The 15,919-nt window shown below is 67.7% G+C and carries 16 protein-coding genes; 11 read left to right on the top strand and 5 right to left on the bottom strand.

Features of this window, described 5'->3' with window-relative positions:
- Positions 1–115 precede the first annotated feature (115 nt).
- From ACO07Z_RS18680 to ACO07Z_RS18700, 5 genes are all read right to left on the bottom strand, one after another.
- Entirely contained in the window at positions 116–727 is a 612-nt protein-coding gene (locus ACO07Z_RS18680) for an IMPACT family protein (protein WP_421700076.1), read from the bottom strand.
- A gap of 167 nt (positions 728–894) precedes the next feature.
- Positions 895–2,496: a 5-guanidino-2-oxopentanoate decarboxylase gene (locus ACO07Z_RS18685; RefSeq protein ID WP_421700077.1), complete on the bottom strand. Its 1,602-nt coding sequence runs from the start codon at positions 2,494–2,496 to the stop codon at positions 895–897.
- A gap of 51 nt (positions 2,497–2,547) precedes the next feature.
- On the bottom strand, positions 2,548–3,738 hold the full coding sequence (locus tag ACO07Z_RS18690) for a pyridoxal phosphate-dependent aminotransferase (protein WP_421700078.1): 1,191 nt from the start codon (positions 3,736–3,738) through the stop codon (positions 2,548–2,550).
- 4 nt (positions 3,739–3,742) lie between these two features.
- Positions 3,743–4,384 carry a TetR family transcriptional regulator C-terminal domain-containing protein gene (locus ACO07Z_RS18695; protein WP_421700079.1) on the bottom strand — a complete coding sequence of 214 codons (642 nt, stop codon included), beginning with the start codon at positions 4,382–4,384 and terminating at the stop codon, positions 3,743–3,745.
- Entirely contained in the window at positions 4,381–5,259 is an 879-nt protein-coding gene (locus ACO07Z_RS18700) for a dimethylarginine dimethylaminohydrolase family protein (RefSeq protein WP_421700080.1), read from the bottom strand. The genes ACO07Z_RS18695 and ACO07Z_RS18700 overlap by 4 nt, the downstream gene beginning before the upstream one ends.
- A 239-nt stretch (positions 5,260–5,498) precedes the next feature.
- On the opposite strand from ACO07Z_RS18700, the gene ACO07Z_RS18705 reads away from it, so the two are divergent.
- The 11 genes from ACO07Z_RS18705 to ACO07Z_RS18755 all read left to right on the top strand — a co-directional run bounded on the left by ACO07Z_RS18705 (position 5,499) and on the right by ACO07Z_RS18755 (position 15,916).
- Positions 5,499–6,272 (top strand): ABC transporter ATP-binding protein, encoded by a 774-nt coding sequence (locus ACO07Z_RS18705; RefSeq protein ID WP_244375294.1) that lies wholly within the window; start codon positions 5,499–5,501, stop codon positions 6,270–6,272.
- A 28-nt stretch (positions 6,273–6,300) separates the two neighbouring features.
- The gene (locus tag ACO07Z_RS18710; RefSeq protein WP_421700081.1) at positions 6,301–7,083 is read left to right on the top strand and encodes a transporter substrate-binding domain-containing protein; all 783 of its coding nucleotides are present in this window, start codon (positions 6,301–6,303) and stop codon (positions 7,081–7,083) included.
- 63 nt (positions 7,084–7,146) lie between these two features.
- On the top strand, positions 7,147–7,866 hold the full coding sequence (locus tag ACO07Z_RS18715; protein ID WP_421700082.1) for an ABC transporter permease: 720 nt from the start codon (positions 7,147–7,149) through the stop codon (positions 7,864–7,866).
- Positions 7,863–8,732 carry an ABC transporter permease gene (locus tag ACO07Z_RS18720; RefSeq protein ID WP_421700083.1) on the top strand — a complete coding sequence of 290 codons (870 nt, stop codon included), beginning with the start codon at positions 7,863–7,865 and terminating at the stop codon, positions 8,730–8,732. Before ACO07Z_RS18715 ends, ACO07Z_RS18720 begins: the two co-directional genes overlap by 4 nt.
- Before the next feature lie 2 nt (positions 8,733–8,734).
- Positions 8,735–9,904, top strand: coding sequence for a M20 aminoacylase family protein (locus tag ACO07Z_RS18725; RefSeq protein WP_421700084.1), 1,170 nt, complete (start codon positions 8,735–8,737; stop codon positions 9,902–9,904).
- Positions 9,905–9,940: 36 nt separating this feature from the next.
- The gene (locus ACO07Z_RS18730) at positions 9,941–10,843 is read left to right on the top strand and encodes a LysR substrate-binding domain-containing protein (RefSeq protein WP_421700085.1); all 903 of its coding nucleotides are present in this window, start codon (positions 9,941–9,943) and stop codon (positions 10,841–10,843) included.
- A gap of 149 nt (positions 10,844–10,992) precedes the next feature.
- On the top strand, positions 10,993–12,075 hold the full coding sequence (locus tag ACO07Z_RS18735) for an ABC transporter ATP-binding protein (RefSeq protein WP_421700086.1): 1,083 nt from the start codon (positions 10,993–10,995) through the stop codon (positions 12,073–12,075).
- 18 nt (positions 12,076–12,093) lie between these two features.
- Positions 12,094–13,209: an ABC transporter substrate-binding protein gene (locus ACO07Z_RS18740; RefSeq protein ID WP_421700087.1), complete on the top strand. Its 1,116-nt coding sequence runs from the start codon at positions 12,094–12,096 to the stop codon at positions 13,207–13,209.
- 58 nt (positions 13,210–13,267) lie between these two features.
- Positions 13,268–14,107: an ABC transporter permease gene (locus ACO07Z_RS18745; protein ID WP_421700088.1), complete on the top strand. Its 840-nt coding sequence runs from the start codon at positions 13,268–13,270 to the stop codon at positions 14,105–14,107.
- Entirely contained in the window at positions 14,104–14,916 is an 813-nt protein-coding gene (locus ACO07Z_RS18750; RefSeq protein WP_421700089.1) for an ABC transporter permease, read from the top strand. Before ACO07Z_RS18745 ends, ACO07Z_RS18750 begins: the two co-directional genes overlap by 4 nt.
- A gap of 1 nt (position 14,917) precedes the next feature.
- Positions 14,918–15,916: a fatty acid desaturase gene (locus tag ACO07Z_RS18755; RefSeq protein ID WP_421700090.1), complete on the top strand. Its 999-nt coding sequence runs from the start codon at positions 14,918–14,920 to the stop codon at positions 15,914–15,916.
- Positions 15,917–15,919 lie beyond the last annotated feature (3 nt).

A 15,919-nucleotide genomic window follows, 5' to 3' on the forward strand; every position in this document is an offset into this window, starting at 1 on the left:
CTTAGAACCTGTGCAGGGTTTTCGTCAGCCCAAATTGTCGCCAGCCGGCGCCTGGTGCCATGCTGAAAACGCAGGGCCGGAGCCGAGCGCGGAGGCGGGCGTCAGCCCTCGCGCGTTAGGCGTCGGGCGTTTCGTCCTGCCATCGCAGTTGCGAGCGCCCGCTGGTGAGGTCGGACAGCAGCCGCTGCACAGGCTCCATCTGCGCGGCCGGCGACACAATCGACAGGGTGGCGCCGCTCGCGGTGAAGGCCTCGACCGCGACCTCGACGCCGGGCAGGGCGCCGAGGCGCGCCTGCACCAGAGCGAGATCGCTGAAGCCGCAATCCGCCGTGCCGGCCACGGTTTCCACCAGCACCACCTTGGCGGCCTCGCGCAGGCATTGCGCGGCGGTGCCGCCATAGGCGCGCACCAGCCCGCCGCTGCCGAGCAGAATGCCGCCGAACCAGCGCGTGACCACCACGGCCACACGGTCGAGACCCTGCCCGTCGAGCGCGGCGAGGATCGGCTTGCCGGCGGTGCCCGAGGGTTCGCCGTCATCGCTGAAGCGGTAGGCGGCGCCGATCCGCCACGCCCAGCAATTGTGATTGGCCCCGGGATCGGACTGCGCGGCGATGAACGCCTTCGCCGCCGCCTCGTCCGCCACGGGCGCGGCCGCCGCGCGGAAGCGGCTTTTCTTGATCTCCTGCTGGCACAGGGCCACGTCAGTGAGGGTGAAGCGCTCGACCATGGCCTCGTCTAGAGCACGTTCCGATCCGATTGCACCGCAATCAGATCGGAACGTGCTCTATCCATAAATTTGAGCCTCATCCGGTCAGGCTGTTTCAACCGGATCGGATCAGGCTCTTGAGCAATTCCGGCGAAAATGCTTCCGCCGGATCGAAGAGGCGCGGCGCGTCAGGCGGTGGCGCCGTGGGTCCGCGTCTGGTGGATCTCGATCAGGCTCGGCCCGTTGCGCTCCTTGGCGGCGGTGAGCGCCGCGCCGAGCTCGCTCACATCCGACAGGCGCAGCGCGGGCACGCCAAAGGCCCCGGCCATGCCGAGGAAATCCGGCGGCGAGGGCTTCACACCCTCCGGGGTGATGCCGTTCGAGACCATGTAGGTCTCAATTTCCTGATAGCCGTCATTGTTCCAGACGAGGAAGATCACCCGCGTTCCGGCATCGACCGCCGAGCCGATTTCGGCGAGGGAGAACTGGAACCCGCCATCGCCGGTGAGGCAAACGACGGGACGATCCGGCGCGCCGAGTGCCGCGCCGATGGCGGCGGGCGGGCCATAGCCCAGTGCGCCGAAGCCGGTGGCGGCATTGAACCAGGCGCGCGGGCGGGCGAGATCGAGATAGAGATTGCCGGCATAGACGGCCTGGGTTGAATCGCCGACCACGAGCGCGTACGGCAGCGCGGCGTAGATCGCCTCGATCACGCCGATCTCGGTGCGGATTTTCGGCGTCAGCTCCTGCCACGCCGCCTCGCGCGTCGCCGCCGCCCGCGCCGCGCCATCGCCGCTGCGGGCGGCAACAAGCGGGAGCAGGCCATCGACCGCCGCTTCCACCGTCGATAGCACGGGAAGGTCGGCGCGTGGCGCGCGGGCGAGCTGGAGCGGATCGATGTCGACGCGCACGAAGTTGGCGAGCGGCGGGAAGCGGCCGTCATCATACATGTCGTAATCGGTCTGGCCCATTTCGGTGCCGAGACCGATGACGAGGTCCGCTTCGGCGATGAGCCGGCGGGTGGCGGCAAGGCTCGGGCTCGCGGGCACGCGCAAGGGGTGGCCGGCCAGCAGGCCGCGCGCGTTCACCGTCATGACCACGGGCGCGTCGAGCTTTTCCGCCAGCGCTTCGATCGCGTCCGCCGCCGCGACGGCGCCACCGCCGCACATCAGCACGATGCGTTGGGCCTCATTACACAGCGTGGCGAGCTGATGCAGCGTCGCCGCCGCCGCGCCGGGACGGGCCGGCACGGTGGCCTTGGCGACGATCTCGCCGGCCGGCAGGGGCATCACATCGGTGGGGATTTCGATATGCACCGGCCCCGGCCGCGCCGAACCCATGACCGCGAAGGCCTGCGCCACCACGGAGGCGAGGTCCGCCGGATCGTTCAGCGTCCAGGAGGCGGTGGCGAAACTCTTCATCAGCGCTGCCTGATCCGGCAACTCGTGCAGATAGCCGAGGCCCTGGCCGAGCGAGGCGCGCCGGTTGACGCCCGAAATCACCAGCATCGGCACGGAATCCTGCCGCGCCTGCGCCATGGCGGTGATGGTGTTGGTCAGCCCCGGCCCGGTGATGACCAGCGCCACGCCGGGCTTGCCGGTGACGCGGGCATAGCCATCGGCCATGAAGCCCGCGCCCTGCTCATGGCGCGGGGTGATGTGGCGGATCTTCGCGCCGGCGAGGCCGCGATAGAGCTCGACCGTGTGCACGCCGGGAATGCCGAACACCACCTCGACGCCATTGGCTTCCAGGAGGTCGATCAGCGCCTCCCCAACCGTTTTCGTACCCATGACCGCTCCTCCCAACCCGCCTTGCCCGGCCGCGACCGGCGCCACCGAATCCTAGGCCCGTCTCGCCTTCGGCAGACCCGAGCGCGCGGCCAGAGCCGCCATGCGCCGGCACGCCTCTTCGATCTTGTCGTCCGGCACCGTCAGGCTGATGCGGATGAAATCGCGGGCCTCGGCACCGAAGGCGGAGCCGGGCATGACCGCGACCTCCTCTTCGTTCAGCAGCGCCCAGGCGAAGGCTTCGCCATCCATGCCAGTGCCGCTGACATCGACGACGATGAACATGCCGGCCTCGGGCGGGAACGGCACCAGGCCGGGCGCTTCCGCCAGCATGGTGGCGATGAGGCCGGCACGCCGGCGATAGGCGGTGCGCATGAGCGCGGAGGTGCCGATGGGGTTGTCGAGCGCATGCGCGGTCATGTCGGCGATGAAGGGCTGCTGGCCGAACAGCATGGTTTCCGACACCGCCAGCAGCCGGGCGCAGAACTCGGCCGGCCCGATGGCCCAGCCGCTGCGGAAGCCCGGCGCGGCGTGCGATTTCGAGATGGAGGAGCAGACGATGGTGCGCTCGGCCAGTGCCGGATCGTCGAAGGGCGAGGCGAAGCGGCCTTCGAGGATCAGTTCCTCATAGACCTCGTCGGAGACGATCCACAGATCGTGGCGGCGGCAGACCTCGCCGATGGCGGCGATCTCCTCGGCGGTGAGCACGGCGCCGGTGGGGTTGTGCGGCGTGTTGAGCAGCAGCACGCGAGAATGAGGGGTGATCGCCCGCTCCAGATCCGCCGCCTGCATGTGGAAGCCTTTTTCCGGGCGCAGCGGCACGGGGATCATCTCGGCGCCGGTGGCGCGGACGACGCCCTCATAGGTGGCGTAGAGCGGATCGCCCACCAGCACCGCGTCGCCGGTCTCGACCAGGCCGAGCATGACGGCGAACAGCGCGGTCTGGGTGCCGGGAAAGCAGAGGACGTTTTCGCTGGTCACGTCCGCCCGGCGCTTGGCGTATTTGCGCACCAGCGCGTCGACCACCACCTGCTCGCCGCGCCCGTTGGAATAGCGGTGCCGGCCGGCCGCCATGGCACGCGTCGCCTCCGCGATCAGCCGCTCATGCGGCGGCAGGTCCGGCTCGCCGATGGTCAGCTCGATGATGGGCCGACCGGCGGCCTTGCGGCGGCGGCCCTCGACATGGACGGCCCATTTCTCGGAGCCGAGGCGGGCGAGCCTGTCGGTGATGGATGCGTAGCGCATTGGGCTACTCCCGGTCGCGAGCGGTGGGGGTTGGCGCGGCGATCGGGTGGCCGATCAGCGCCTCGACGGAGGAAAAGGCGATCGAGACCAGTTCGCTTTCCTCGAAGAGTTCGCCGGCGAGGCAGCCTTCCAGCCAGAGGCCGTCGAGGATGCCGTTGATGGCGATGGCCAGTGCGCGGATGCGCGCCGGGGAGACGGGCGCGCCCCGGCCGGCGAGGAAATCCGCCAGCAATTCTTCCAGCTCGGCCCGGAAGCTCAGATAGCCCTCGCGATGGATCGCCGCGAGCGCGGGATCGACGCTGACCCGGCTGATGAACGCCGCCCAGAGCGAGAGGCTGCGGCTGTTGGCGACCGGCTCGGTCAGGTTGACGAAGATGAACTCCGACAGCCGCTGCTCCGGCGTGCCCTCAAGGTTCTTCGCCTTCTCGGTCAGCCGGGCGATGAGGACCTTGTAGGCTTCCTGGAGGATGATGTCCTTGGAGGCGAAATAGTGCCGGATCAGCCCCGCCGTCACCCCGGCCCGTGTCGCGATCTGGCGCACGGTGGCGCCCTGCAGCCCGGCCTCCGAAATGCAGTCGAGCGTCGCCTCGATGAGGTCGTGCCGACGCTCGGCCTCGGTGCCCCTATGGAAATCCCGGCGGGTCATGCCGCACGACGCAGCACGGGCCGCGTCAGGCAGGTGGGGCCGCCCTCGCAGGCGATGCACAGCGCGTCCGCCGCGAAGGTCGACACCGTGCAGCCGGCGGCCTCCATCGCCGCCTTTGTGGCGGGGAAGCCCTCGACCATGATCACCTCGTTCGGGCGTGTCGGCAGCACGTTGAGCGAAAGGCCGTTGCTGGCGTGGAACTCGTCGGCGGGGGCCTCGATCAGGCGGATGCCGCGCGCCTTCAGCAGCTGGTAGAACGCGGCCGGCAGCAGCGGCGCGAAGACGAGGGCGAGATCGTCGGCCAAGGGGCTGATGACGCTCATGAGATGCAGGCAGGCCGCTTCCCCGTGCCAGAGCGGCAGGTCGAAGCCCAGCACGGCGATGCCATAGGGCGCGAGCAGGGCGCCGAGCTGGTCGATGCCGGATTGATTGGTGCGCACGCCGCGCCCGACAATGAGGGTGCGCGCATCCAGCCACACGCAGTCGCCGCCTTCCACCGTGCCGGGAGCCTCGATGCGCCCGAGGATCGGAATCTGCCGTTCCGCATAGGCCCGCTCATGCAGCGCCGGTTCGCCAGCGCGCAGCGGCTTGCCCATGCGCAGGATGACCGCGCCAAGGTCCGTCATCAGCGAGGGATCATGGGTGAACATGGCGTCGGCGAGCCCGTCGCCCGCATCGTCCAGCCAGAGGATCTCGGCGCCGGACTGTTCGACCAGGCGGGCGAAGGCGCCATATTGCTCGACGGCTTTCGCGCCATTGAAGGTCGGGCCGTAATGCCACTCTACCGGGTCCGCCCGGAGGAGGCTCGGGCCCGGGCGGCGCATGAGCACGCGCTGCAGCGGCGCCGACATTTCCTGCGACCCGAAAGGCGACATATGATACCTCTTGGCGATCAACTGCCAAATTTTTGGCACTGCACAAAAACGTTGCGGTGCGATTAGTTATACGCTTGAATAACTGCGAAGGAAAGTGCATCGTTACCCCGTGGAATGACACGGCGCCCGCAGGCGTCGCCCCTGGCCGGTCCCGCGGCGGGGCGCGCGAGGGCGTCGGAAGGAAAGAGGGACGGCATGAGCGATATGCCTTGGTCTCGGCCTGCGGAGGCGCCCATCCGATGACGGAGCGCGCCGAGGCCATCGCCATTCGCGACCTGCACAAGCACTTCGGTGCGCTGGAGGTCCTCAAAGGCATCTCGCTCACGGCGCATGAAGGCGATGTCATCGCCATCATCGGCGGTTCCGGCTCCGGCAAATCGACGCTGCTGCGCTGCATCAACATGCTGGAAGTGCCCAGCCGTGGTTCGGTCGCCATTCGCGGCGAGGAGATCGCGCTGAAGCCGAACGGGCTCGGCGGGCTGGCGACGGCGGACCGGCGGCAGGTGCAGCGCCTGCGCTCCCGCCTCGGCATGGTGTTCCAGAGCTTCAACCTCTGGCAGCACATGACCATTCTGCAGAATGTCATCGAGGCGCCGGTGCATGTGCTCGGCGTGCCGAAGGCCGAGGCGGTGGCGCGCGGCGAGGCGCTGCTGCGGCGTGTCGGCCTGTTCGACAAGCGCGACGCCTATCCCGCCTTTCTCTCGGGCGGCCAGCAGCAGCGGGCCGCGATCGCCCGCGCCCTCGCCATCCAGCCGCATGTGATGCTGTTCGACGAGCCGACCTCGGCGCTCGACCCCGAACTGGTCGGCGAGGTGCTGACCGTCATCGGCGATCTCGCCCGCGAGCAGCGCACCATGATCCTGGTGACGCATGAGATGAAGTTCGCCCGCAATGTCGCCAGCCACATCGTGTTCCTGGCCCACGGCGTGATCGAGGAACAGGGCCCGCCGGAACAGATTTTCGGCGATCCAAAATCGGAGCGGCTGAAGAAGTTCATCAGCTCCAGCCACTGAAAAAGCCCGAAAACCAGAGGGGACAAGCATGAAACACGCATTCAGGACGATGATCGCCGCCGCCGTCATCGGCATCGCCGGCATCTGCGGCGCGGCCGCCGAGCCGCTCAAGGTCGGCTTCGCCGCCGAGCCCTATCCGCCCTTCGCCTCGCCGGACGCCAGCGGCAAGTGGGAAGGCTGGGAAGTCGAGTTCATGGAGGCCATCTGCAAGCAGGCCAAGCTCGAATGCGTGATCACGCCGGTCGCCTGGGACGGCATCATCCCGGCGCTGACCTCGAAGAAGATCGATATGATCGTCGGTTCGATGTCGATCACGCCCGAGCGGCTGAAGACCATCGACTTCTCCGACAAATACTACAACACGCCGACCGGCGTGATCGGCCCGAAGAGCGAGAAATTCACCGCGACGCCCGAGGGGCTGAAGGGCAAGACCATCGGCGTGCAGGTCGCCACCATCCACCAGGACTATGCCAACAAGTATTTCGGCAAGGCCGGCGCGACCGTGAAGGAATACCAGACCCAGGACGAGGCCAATGCCGACCTCGCGGCCGGGCGGCTCGATGCGGTGCAGGCCGACGCCATCGCGCTCGCCGCCTTCCTCAGTACCGACCAGGGCAAGCAGTGCTGCGACCTCAAGGGCAATGTGAAGGATGACCCGGAAATCCTCGGCGCCGGCGTGGGCGTCGGCCTGCGCAAGGGCGACACCGAGCTGAAGGACAAGATCAACGCCGCCATCAAGGCGATCCGCGCCAACGGCACCTACGACACTTTCTCCAAGAAGTATTTCGACTTCGACATCTATGGCGGCTGATCCTGTGCGGGCCGGGCCGGCAACTGATGCCGGCCCGTGCCCGCCGGAGCCCGGGAGGGGCTGATGGCGGCCGACCTGATCAATTGGGGCCTGCTGGCACTGGAGCCGCCCGGCTGGGGCGGTGTGCTGCTCGGCGGGCTGATGAACTCGCTCAAGATCGCCTTTGGCGGCTACGCGCTCGGCCTCGTGCTCGGCACGGGCGGCGCCTTCGGCAAGCTCTATGGCGGGCCGGTGACCAAGGACCTGATGGAGGTCTACACCACGCTCGTGCGCGCGGTGCCGGAACTGGTGCTGATCCTGCTGCTCTATTACGCCGGCACGGATCTGCTCAACCGCCTCTCCGCCGCGTTCGGCTATGGCTCGGTGGACATTAGCGGGCTGGCGGCCGGCATCTTCGTCATCGGCGTGGTGCAGGGCGCCTATTCGACCGAGGTGCTGCGCGGCGCCATTCTCGCCGTGCCGGCCGGGCAGATCGAGGCGGCGCGTGCCTTCGGCATGTCGCCGCTGATGGTGCTGCGGCGGGTGACGCTGCCGGCCATGCTGCCGCATGCGCTGCCGGGGCTGTCCAATCTCTGGCTCATCTGCACCAAGGACACCGCGCTGCTCGCGGTGGTCGGCTTCAGCGAGCTGACGCTGGTGACGCGGCAGGCGGCGGGCACCACCAAGGCCTATATGCTGTTCTTCTGCGCCGCGGGCGTGCTGTATCTGCTGCTGACGCTGGCCTCCACCCTTGTCATCCGTCTCATCGAGGCCCGCGCCCGGCGCGGTTGGGTGGCGCGATGACGCCCGAAGGCCGCGCCGGCGCGCCGGAACCGCTGGTGGAGCTTCCGCCGGAGGAGAGCACGCTGGAGGCCACGGCGCTGACCCGGCTGCCGAGCGGGCGCGGTTTGCTTGAGCTGCACCGCCTCGCGCTGATGGCGGTGGCGGGCGTGCTGGTGTTCTGCGCCGCGTGGTTCATGCGCTGGGACTGGCTGCCGACCTATGCCGGCGCGCTCGTCTCCGGCGTCGGCGTCACGCTGCTGATGCTGGTGAGCACGGCGCTGCTCGGCTTCGTGCTGGCCGTGCCGATCGGGCTGGTGCAGGTGACGGGGCCGTGGTGGCTGAGCCTGCCGGCGCAGGGCTTCTGCACCATCATCCGCGGCACGCCGCTGCTGCTGCAGCTCTGGCTGCTCTATTACGGGCTCGGCTCGCTGTTTCCGCAATTTCCTGAAATCCGCCAGTCCTTCCTCTGGCCCTATCTGCGCGAGGCCTGGCCCTATGGCGCGGCGGCGCTGACCTTTTCCTTCGCCGCCTATGAGGGCGAGGTGATGCGCGGCGCCTTTGCCGGGGTGCCGAGGGGCGAGCTGGAAGCGGCCCGCGCCTATGGCATGGGCCGCTGGAAACTGTTCTGGCGCATCTGGCTGCCGCGCGCCGTTCACCGCGCCCTGCCCACGCTCAATGGCGAGACGGTGCTGCAGCTGAAGGCGACCCCGCTCGTCGCCACCATCACGGTGATCGATGTCTATGCCGTCATTTCCAAGATCCGGCAGGTCACCTATCTCACCTATGAGCCGCTGCTGCTGCTGGCGCTGATCTACCTCATCCTCACCGCCCTGCTGGTGGCGGGATTCCGCTATTTCGAGAACAGAATACCCAACCGGAGTGCCTGAACATGAACGCGCGCGCCACGCTCACCAATGCGATGCCGGAATTGGTCGCGCTGCGCCGGGACCTTCATGCCCATCCCGAACTGGGGCTTGAGGAGGTGCGCACCTCCGATCTCATCGCCCGCGAACTGACCGCGCTCGGCTACCAGGTCACGCGCGGGCTCGCCAAGACCGGGCTGGTGGCGACGCTCACCCAAGGCAGCAGCGGGCGCTCGGTCGGGGTGCGGGCCGATATCGACGCGCTGCCGATCCTGGAAGAAACCGGCCTGCCCTATGCCAGCACGACGCCCGGGCTGATGCATGCCTGCGGCCATGACGGGCACACCGCCATGCTGATCGGCGCGGCGCGCGCCATCGCCGAGCGGCGCAATTTCGACGGCACGGTGCATCTCATCTTCCAGCCGGCGGAGGAGAATTTCGGCGGCGCGAAGATCATGGTGGAGGAGGGGCTTTTCGACCGCTTCCCCTGCGACGCGGTGTTCGCGCTGCACAACGATCCCGACGTGCCCTTCGGCACCTTCGTGTTCCGCGACGGGCCGATCATGGCGGCGGTGGACGAATGCCGCATCACCGTCCATGGCCGGGGCGGGCACGGGGCGGAGCCGCAATCGACCGCCGATCCCATCCTTGCCGGGGCGTCCATCGTCATGGCGCTGCAGTCCATCGTCGCGCGCAATATTCACCCCATGGACCCGAGCGTGATCACCGTCGGCGCCTTCCATGCCGGGGCGGCGAGCAATGTCATTCCCGAACGGGCCGAGCTGGTGATCGGCATCCGCTCCTTTGATCCGGGCGTGCGCGACGAGCTGGAGCGCCGCATCCGCCTGATCGCCGAGGGACAGTCGGCAAGCTACGGCATGAGCGCGACGGTGGACTATCAGCGCAGCTATGACGCCACCATCAACCATGCGGCGGAGACGGACTTCCTGCGCGCGCTCGCCACCCGTTTCGCCGGGGCGGACAAGGTGCGCGAGATGGCGCGCCCCAGCATGGGCAGCGAGGATTTCGCCTATATGCTGAAGGAGCGGCCGGGCAGCTATTTCTTCCTCGGCGGAAGGGTGTCGGAAGCCGACCGCCCGCTCCACCATCCCGGCTACAATTTCAACGACGATCTGCTGCCGATCGGCGCCGCCTTCTGGACCGAGCTGGTCGAGACCTATCTGAAACCGGCGTAAGCGGGCCGGTTTGCGGCGGGCGAAAGACGAGGTTTCATGCGAGTGCCCTCGACACAGGCGCTGCGGGCGCTGGAAGCTTTCGCCCGCCATGGCACGGTCTGGCAGGCGGCGGCGGAGCTGAACATCACCCGCAGCGCCGTCAGCCACCAGCTGCGTTTCCTCGAACAGGATCTCGGCTTCGCCCTGCTGCAGCGCGCCGGCAAGGGCGTGAGCCTGACGCCGCAGGGCAAGCGCTACGCCGCCGATGTGCGCACCGCTCTGGCCTTGCTCGCCGACGCGGCGGTGCAATATGGCGATCGCGGGCTGTTGCAGGGGGCGATCACCATCAGCTCGACGCCGGGCTTCGCCACCTTCTGGCTCTGCACCCATATCGCCGAGTTCCGCCAGCTCCACCCCGGCGTGACGCTGCGCATCGTCACCCCGTCGCGGCTGGAGGATGTCGACGCGCCGGGCGTCGACGCCTTCATCGCCTATGGCGACGGCGACTGGCCGCGCCACAGCGTGGAACTGCTCAGCGTGGTCGATTTCATGCCGGTGTGCAGCCCGGTGCTGCTCAACCAGCTTGGCGGCTTGAGCGAGCCGGTGGACGTGTTCCGCACGGTGCTGCTGCATCTCGACGGCCTGGGCGACTGGTTCACCTGGCTGTCGGCGGCCGGCGTCGTGGCGCCGCGCACCGACCAGGGCGTGATCTTCTCCGACATGAATCTCGTTCTGGCGGCGGCGCTGGCGGGGCAGGGGATCGCCATCGGCGACAATTTCGTCTGCCGGCAGGCGGTGGAGACCGGGCGGCTGGTGGTGCCGTTCGATCTCACCATCCGCGCCTCGCGCGCTTACTACTTCGTCACGCCGCGCGACCGCCCCGGCAATCCCGCGATCGAGGCCTTCGCGGACTGGCTGAAATCGCGCCTCGTGCAGACCGCGCCGGTCATGCGGCTATGAATGCTGAATTGATAGGCGTCGCAAGATCCGTGCTCAGTACGTCAACAATGGCGTGAATTTATAGCTACAGCATTCGGCATTTTTATTCATTTGAGGTGAGTGGATCACGAGATTAGGATTTCTACATATACAGGGAGCACGCGGCAAACGTGAGCAAGCGCGCGGTCGGGTTGCAGGCGGTCGGGATCGGCAAAACCTTCGGCCACTTCACGGCGCTGGAGGACATCACGCTCGACATCGCGGCGGGTGAGTTCCTGACCCTGCTCGGCCCCTCAGGGTCCGGCAAGACCACCTTCCTCATGGTGCTCGCCGGTTTCCAGGCCGCCACCACAGGCCGGCTGCTCAGCGACGGCACCGACATCACCCGCAGCCGGGCGGAAGACCGTTCCTTCGGCATGGTGTTTCAAGGCTACGCGCTGTTTCCGCACAAGAGCGTCGCGCAGAACATCGCCTTCCCGCTTCAGGTGAGGGGCGTGGCGCGCGAGGACATTGCCCGCCGCGTCGACGCCATCATCGCCCGGGTGGGGCTGGTGGGGCACGCGCACAAACGCCCCGCCCAACTCTCGGGCGGGCAGCAGCAGCGCGTGGCGCTGGCCCGCGCGCTGGTGTTCGAGCCGCCGGTGCTGCTGCTGGACGAACCGTTTTCCGCCCTCGACAAGCATTTGCGCGGCCGCATGCAGGACGAGGTGGCGCGCCTGCATGGCGAATTCGGCACCACTTTCGTCTTCGTCACCCATGACCAAAGCGAGGCGCTGTCGCTGTCCTCGCGCATCGCCATCTTCAACCATGGCCGGCTGCTTCAGGTCGGGGCGCCGCGCGACATCTATGAGCGCCCGTCCAGCCGCTTCGTCGCCGAGTTCCTGGGCGAGATCAACCTGCTCCCCGTCGACGGCATCGGCCATTGTTCGCGGGGCACCAGCGGCCGGTTCGAGGAGGTGCGCCTCACCGCGCCGCGGCATGAGAACCTCAATGGCAGCGCCGTGCTGGCGGTGCGGCCCGAGCATATGTCGGTCAGCCCCGAACCGCCGGCGGAGGGCAATGGCGTTCCCGCTCGGCTCGCCGGCACCACCTATCTCGGCTCGGCGATGCGCCTTGCCTTCGCCACAAGCAGCGGCACCCCGCTGACCGTCACCCTGCCGAGCGAGGCCGCCGGCCGCATCCTCGCCCACGGGCCGGATTTCTGGGTCACCTGGTCCTTCGACAATGGCTTCCTTCTTCCAGAGCAAAGCTGAAAACAGCAGGAGCACGCCGTGAACGACGCATTCCAGAAAGACTGCCTCGACATTCTCGCGGCGAAGGCCGCGCGTGGCGAGATCGACCGACGCCGCTTCACCCAGCTCGCCGCGATGGTCTTCGGCGGCGCGGCCCTGCTGCTGCGCACGCCGGAGGCGCTGGCGCAGGTGCGCCAGCTCGTGCTGGTCAATTGGGGCGGCGACGCGCTGAAGGCCTATGACAAGGCCTATGGCCAGCCCTTCGAGAAGGCGACCGGCATCGTCGTCAAGGAGGACGGCACCGGCCCGACCGAGGGCGCTATCGCCGCCCAGTTCAAGAGCGGCAAGCCGACCTGGGATATCGTCGATGCCGATCCGTTCTCGGCCATCTCGCTCGGCAAGCAGGGGATGATCGAGCCGATCGACTACACGATCGTCGACAAGGCGAAGATGCGGCCCGGCTTCGACTGGGAATACGCCGCTTCGACCTATTTCTTCTCCTATGTCCTCGCCTATGACGCGGAGAAATACGGCGCCAACCCGCCCAAGACCATGGCCGACTTCTTCGATGTGAAGACATTCCCGGGCAAGCGCACCATGTATAAATGGGGTGCGGGCATGTGGGAGGCGGCGCTGCTGGCCGATGGCGTCGCGCCGGACAAGCTCTACCCGCTCGATCTCAAGCGCGCCCATGCCAAGATCGCCGCGCTGAAGCCGGATGTCGCGGCCTATTGGGGCGGCGGCGCGGAGAGCCAGCAGCTGATGCTGAGCGGCGACGCCTCGATGGGGCTGATCTGGTCGACCCGCGCCTCGCTGATCGAGAAGGATTCCGGCGGGCAGATCAAGTTCACCTGGAACCAGGGGCTGTTGTCGCCGGGCGCGCTGGCGGTGATCAAGAACAATCCCGGCGGCAAGGAGAACGCGATGAAGTTCATCGCCTCCACCTCCGTGCCCGAGCGCCAGCTGGTCATGTTCGAAATGCTCGGGCAGGGGCCGGCCAATCCGGCGACCGATGCGCTGATTCCGGCCGACCAGCGCCGCTACAACCCGGTCGACCCGGCGAACATGAAGGGCCAGGCCGTGCTCGACATGCCTTGGTACGCCGACAATTACGGCCCCGCGCTCGACGAGTTCACCAAGGTCATTTCGGCCTGAGGCACGCGCCCTCCCGCGCGCCGCGCGGGAGGGCTGTTCCCCCGACGGATTTCCCCCAATGCGCCCGCGCTCCGCCTTCTGGCCCGCACTCGCCCTGACAGCGCCTCTGGTGCTGTTCCTGGCGTTTGCCTATGCGCTGCCCTTCCTCGGCGTCGCGCTGTGGAGCGTGACGCTGCCGGAGCCGGGGGTGGGGCAGTATGAGCGGCTGGTGAGCGATCCGCTGGTGCTCTCGGTGTTCCTGCGCACCTTCCGCATCTGCTTTCTCGTCACGCTGATCGCGGTGGCCTGCGCCTATGCCGTCACCTATGTCTGGGTGCGGGGCTCAAGGATGCAGCGCCGGCTCATCGAGATCTGCATCTTCGTGCCGTTCTGGATTTCGCTGCTGACGCGCGCCTTTGGCTGGCTGGCGCTGCTGTCCAATCGCGGCATCGTCAATAGCGGACTGCAGGCGCTCGGCCTCATCGATGCGCCGCTGGCGCTGGTGCGCAACGAGCCGAGCGTGATCGCCGGCATGGTGCATGTGCTCATCCCCTTCGCCGTGCTGCCGCTCGCCTCCGCGATGCGGGCGGTGGACGAGCGGGTGCTGCTCGCGGCGCGTGGCATGGGCGCCTCGCGCCTGCGCATCTTCTGGTCGGTGTTCTTTCCCATGACGCTGCCCGGGGTGATCGGCGCGACGCTGATCGTCTTCGTGTTCAGCCTCGGCTTTTTCGTCACCCCGGCCATTCTCGGCGGCGGCCGGTCCATCATGGTGGCCGAGCTGGTGTATCTGCGCATGTTCCAGAGCCCGGATTGGGGGTTGGGCGCGGCGATCAGCGTGGCGCTGGTGGTTCTCGTCGCCGCGCTGATGGGCCTGCTGGCGCGCTTCGCCCGGCTCGGGCTGATGGGGAGCGGGCGATGAGGCTGCAGCGTCCCGGACTCGTCGCCGTCGTGCTCGCGCTGCTGGTGGGGGTGTTCCTGCTGCTGCCGCTGCTGGCGGTGGTGCCGATCTCCTTCACCCCCGGCCGGCTGCTGACCCTGCCCAAGGGCAGCCTGTCGCTGACCCATTACCGCACGCTGTTCGAGAATCCGGACTGGCTCGCAAGCATCCTGCTGAGCGCCCGCATCGCGCTGTTCACCAGCGTGATCGCGACCGGGCTGGCGACCAGCTTCGCGCTCGGCATCTGGATGCTGCAGCCGCGCTTCTCCCAGCTTCTGGTCGGCTTCGTGCTGCTGCCGATGATCGTGCCGCCGGTGGTGTCGGCGATGACGCTGTATTTCCTGCTCACCGGCATGTCGCAGGTCTCGCACGCCATCGGCTTCGACAGCGTGATCGGCGTGACCCTCGCCCATGTGGTGATGACGGTGCCCTTCGCGGTGGTGATGGTGCTGGTGGCGCTGGCGCAGGTCGACCGGCGCATCGACCTCGCCGCGCGCGGCATGGGGGCGGGCGTCGTCCAGCGCATCGTGCACGTCATCCTGCCCAATATCGGCTTCGGCGTGGCGACGGCGGCGCTGCTGGTCTTCGTCCTGTCCTGGGAGGAGATCGGCGTCACGCTGTTCATCACCAGCGTCGACGCGATCACCCTGCCGCGGCTGATGTGGATGGGGCTGCGCGACAATGTCGATCCCGCCGTCGCCGCCATTTCCGTCGTGCTGATCGTGGTCACGACGCTGATCCTGCTGGCCCGCATGGCGCTGCAGCGCCGCCCCGATTTCGAGGAGGAATGAGATGGACGAGGTATTCGGCCGCAAGGACATGATCAGCCCTTCCCGGCTCAAGGAACTGAGCGCGAAATCGGATGTGTCGGGCTTCATCCAACTCGGCAGCCATCTCGGCGCGCTGGCGATCACCGGCACGGCGCTGTGGTTCAGCTGGGGCACGTGGTGGATGGTGCCGGTGTTCATGCTCCACGGCGCGCTGATCAATTTCCTCTATGCCGGCCAGCATGAGATGAGCCATTCCACGGTCTTCAAGACCAAGGCGCTCAATGAGTTCTTCGGCCGGCTGTTCGGCTTCGTGCTGATCTACCCGCGCGATTTCGACCAGATCCAGCATTTCGCCCATCACCGCTACACCCAGGACTGGGAGGGCGACGGCGAGTTGGGGCGCGAGCGCTACTCGATGCTGTCCTATCTGCTCTGGGTGCTGGGGCCGACCTATTGGTACAGCCGTATCCGCCGGGTGCTGCGCTTCGCCTGCGGCATCGTCAGCGAGCACTACATTCCGCAGGACCAGAACGCGAAGGTGATCCGCGAGGCGCGCTGGCATCTGGCGGGCTACGCGCTGATCGCGGTGCTGTCGGTGGCGACGGGCAGCTGGATCGCGGTGAAGCTGTGGCTGCTGCCGATGATCGTGATGAAGCCGGTGCACCAGCTGCAGAACACCATCGAGCATCTCGGCCTGCCGCATGTCGACCAGATCACCGAGAACACCCGCACCACCCGCACCAACGCGCTGATGCGCTGGATGTGCTGGAACATGCAGTTCCACACCGCCCACCACGCCTTTCCCGGCGTGCCGTTCCACCGGCTGCCGGACCTGCACCGCACCATCTTCGTGGAGAAGGGCCGCAAGCCGCATTCCATGACCTATCTCGGCTTCCAGCTGGCGGTGATCAAGGCGTTCTGGAACGGGCGGACCGAGGCGGACTATCCCGACGACAAGATCTGGATCATGGACGACACCGACCTCGAACCGGTCGGCCCGCGCGCCGCCAAGCGGGTCTGAGCC

This window comes from Ancylobacter sp., from assembly GCF_965229075.1.
GTDB lineage: Bacteria > Pseudomonadota > Alphaproteobacteria > Rhizobiales > Xanthobacteraceae > Ancylobacter.

Bases quoted from the DNA above. Each gene is read 5' to 3' on its own strand.
- ACO07Z_RS18705 (WP_244375294.1), top strand. From the start codon at position 5,499: ATGACGGAGCGCGCCGAGGCCATCGCCATTCGCGACCTGCACAAGCAC.
- ACO07Z_RS18695 (WP_421700079.1), bottom strand. From the start codon at position 4,384: ATGACCCGCCGGGATTTCCATAGGGGCACCGAGGCCGAGCGTCGGCAC.
- ACO07Z_RS18685 (WP_421700077.1), bottom strand. From the start codon at position 2,496: ATGGGTACGAAAACGGTTGGGGAGGCGCTGATCGACCTCCTGGAAGCC.
- ACO07Z_RS18720 (WP_421700083.1), top strand. From the start codon at position 7,863: ATGACGCCCGAAGGCCGCGCCGGCGCGCCGGAACCGCTGGTGGAGCTT.
- ACO07Z_RS18690 (WP_421700078.1), bottom strand. From the start codon at position 3,738: ATGCGCTACGCATCCATCACCGACAGGCTCGCCCGCCTCGGCTCCGAG.
- ACO07Z_RS18700 (WP_421700080.1), bottom strand. From the start codon at position 5,259: ATGTCGCCTTTCGGGTCGCAGGAAATGTCGGCGCCGCTGCAGCGCGTG.
- ACO07Z_RS18715 (WP_421700082.1), top strand. From the start codon at position 7,147: ATGGCGGCCGACCTGATCAATTGGGGCCTGCTGGCACTGGAGCCGCCC.
- ACO07Z_RS18730 (WP_421700085.1), top strand. From the start codon at position 9,941: ATGCGAGTGCCCTCGACACAGGCGCTGCGGGCGCTGGAAGCTTTCGCC.
- ACO07Z_RS18725 (WP_421700084.1), top strand. From the start codon at position 8,735: ATGAACGCGCGCGCCACGCTCACCAATGCGATGCCGGAATTGGTCGCG.
- ACO07Z_RS18680 (WP_421700076.1), bottom strand. From the start codon at position 727: ATGGTCGAGCGCTTCACCCTCACTGACGTGGCCCTGTGCCAGCAGGAG.
- ACO07Z_RS18710 (WP_421700081.1), top strand. From the start codon at position 6,301: ATGAAACACGCATTCAGGACGATGATCGCCGCCGCCGTCATCGGCATC.
- ACO07Z_RS18750 (WP_421700089.1), top strand. From the start codon at position 14,104: ATGAGGCTGCAGCGTCCCGGACTCGTCGCCGTCGTGCTCGCGCTGCTG.
- ACO07Z_RS18755 (WP_421700090.1), top strand. From the start codon at position 14,918: ATGGACGAGGTATTCGGCCGCAAGGACATGATCAGCCCTTCCCGGCTC.
- ACO07Z_RS18745 (WP_421700088.1), top strand. From the start codon at position 13,268: ATGCGCCCGCGCTCCGCCTTCTGGCCCGCACTCGCCCTGACAGCGCCT.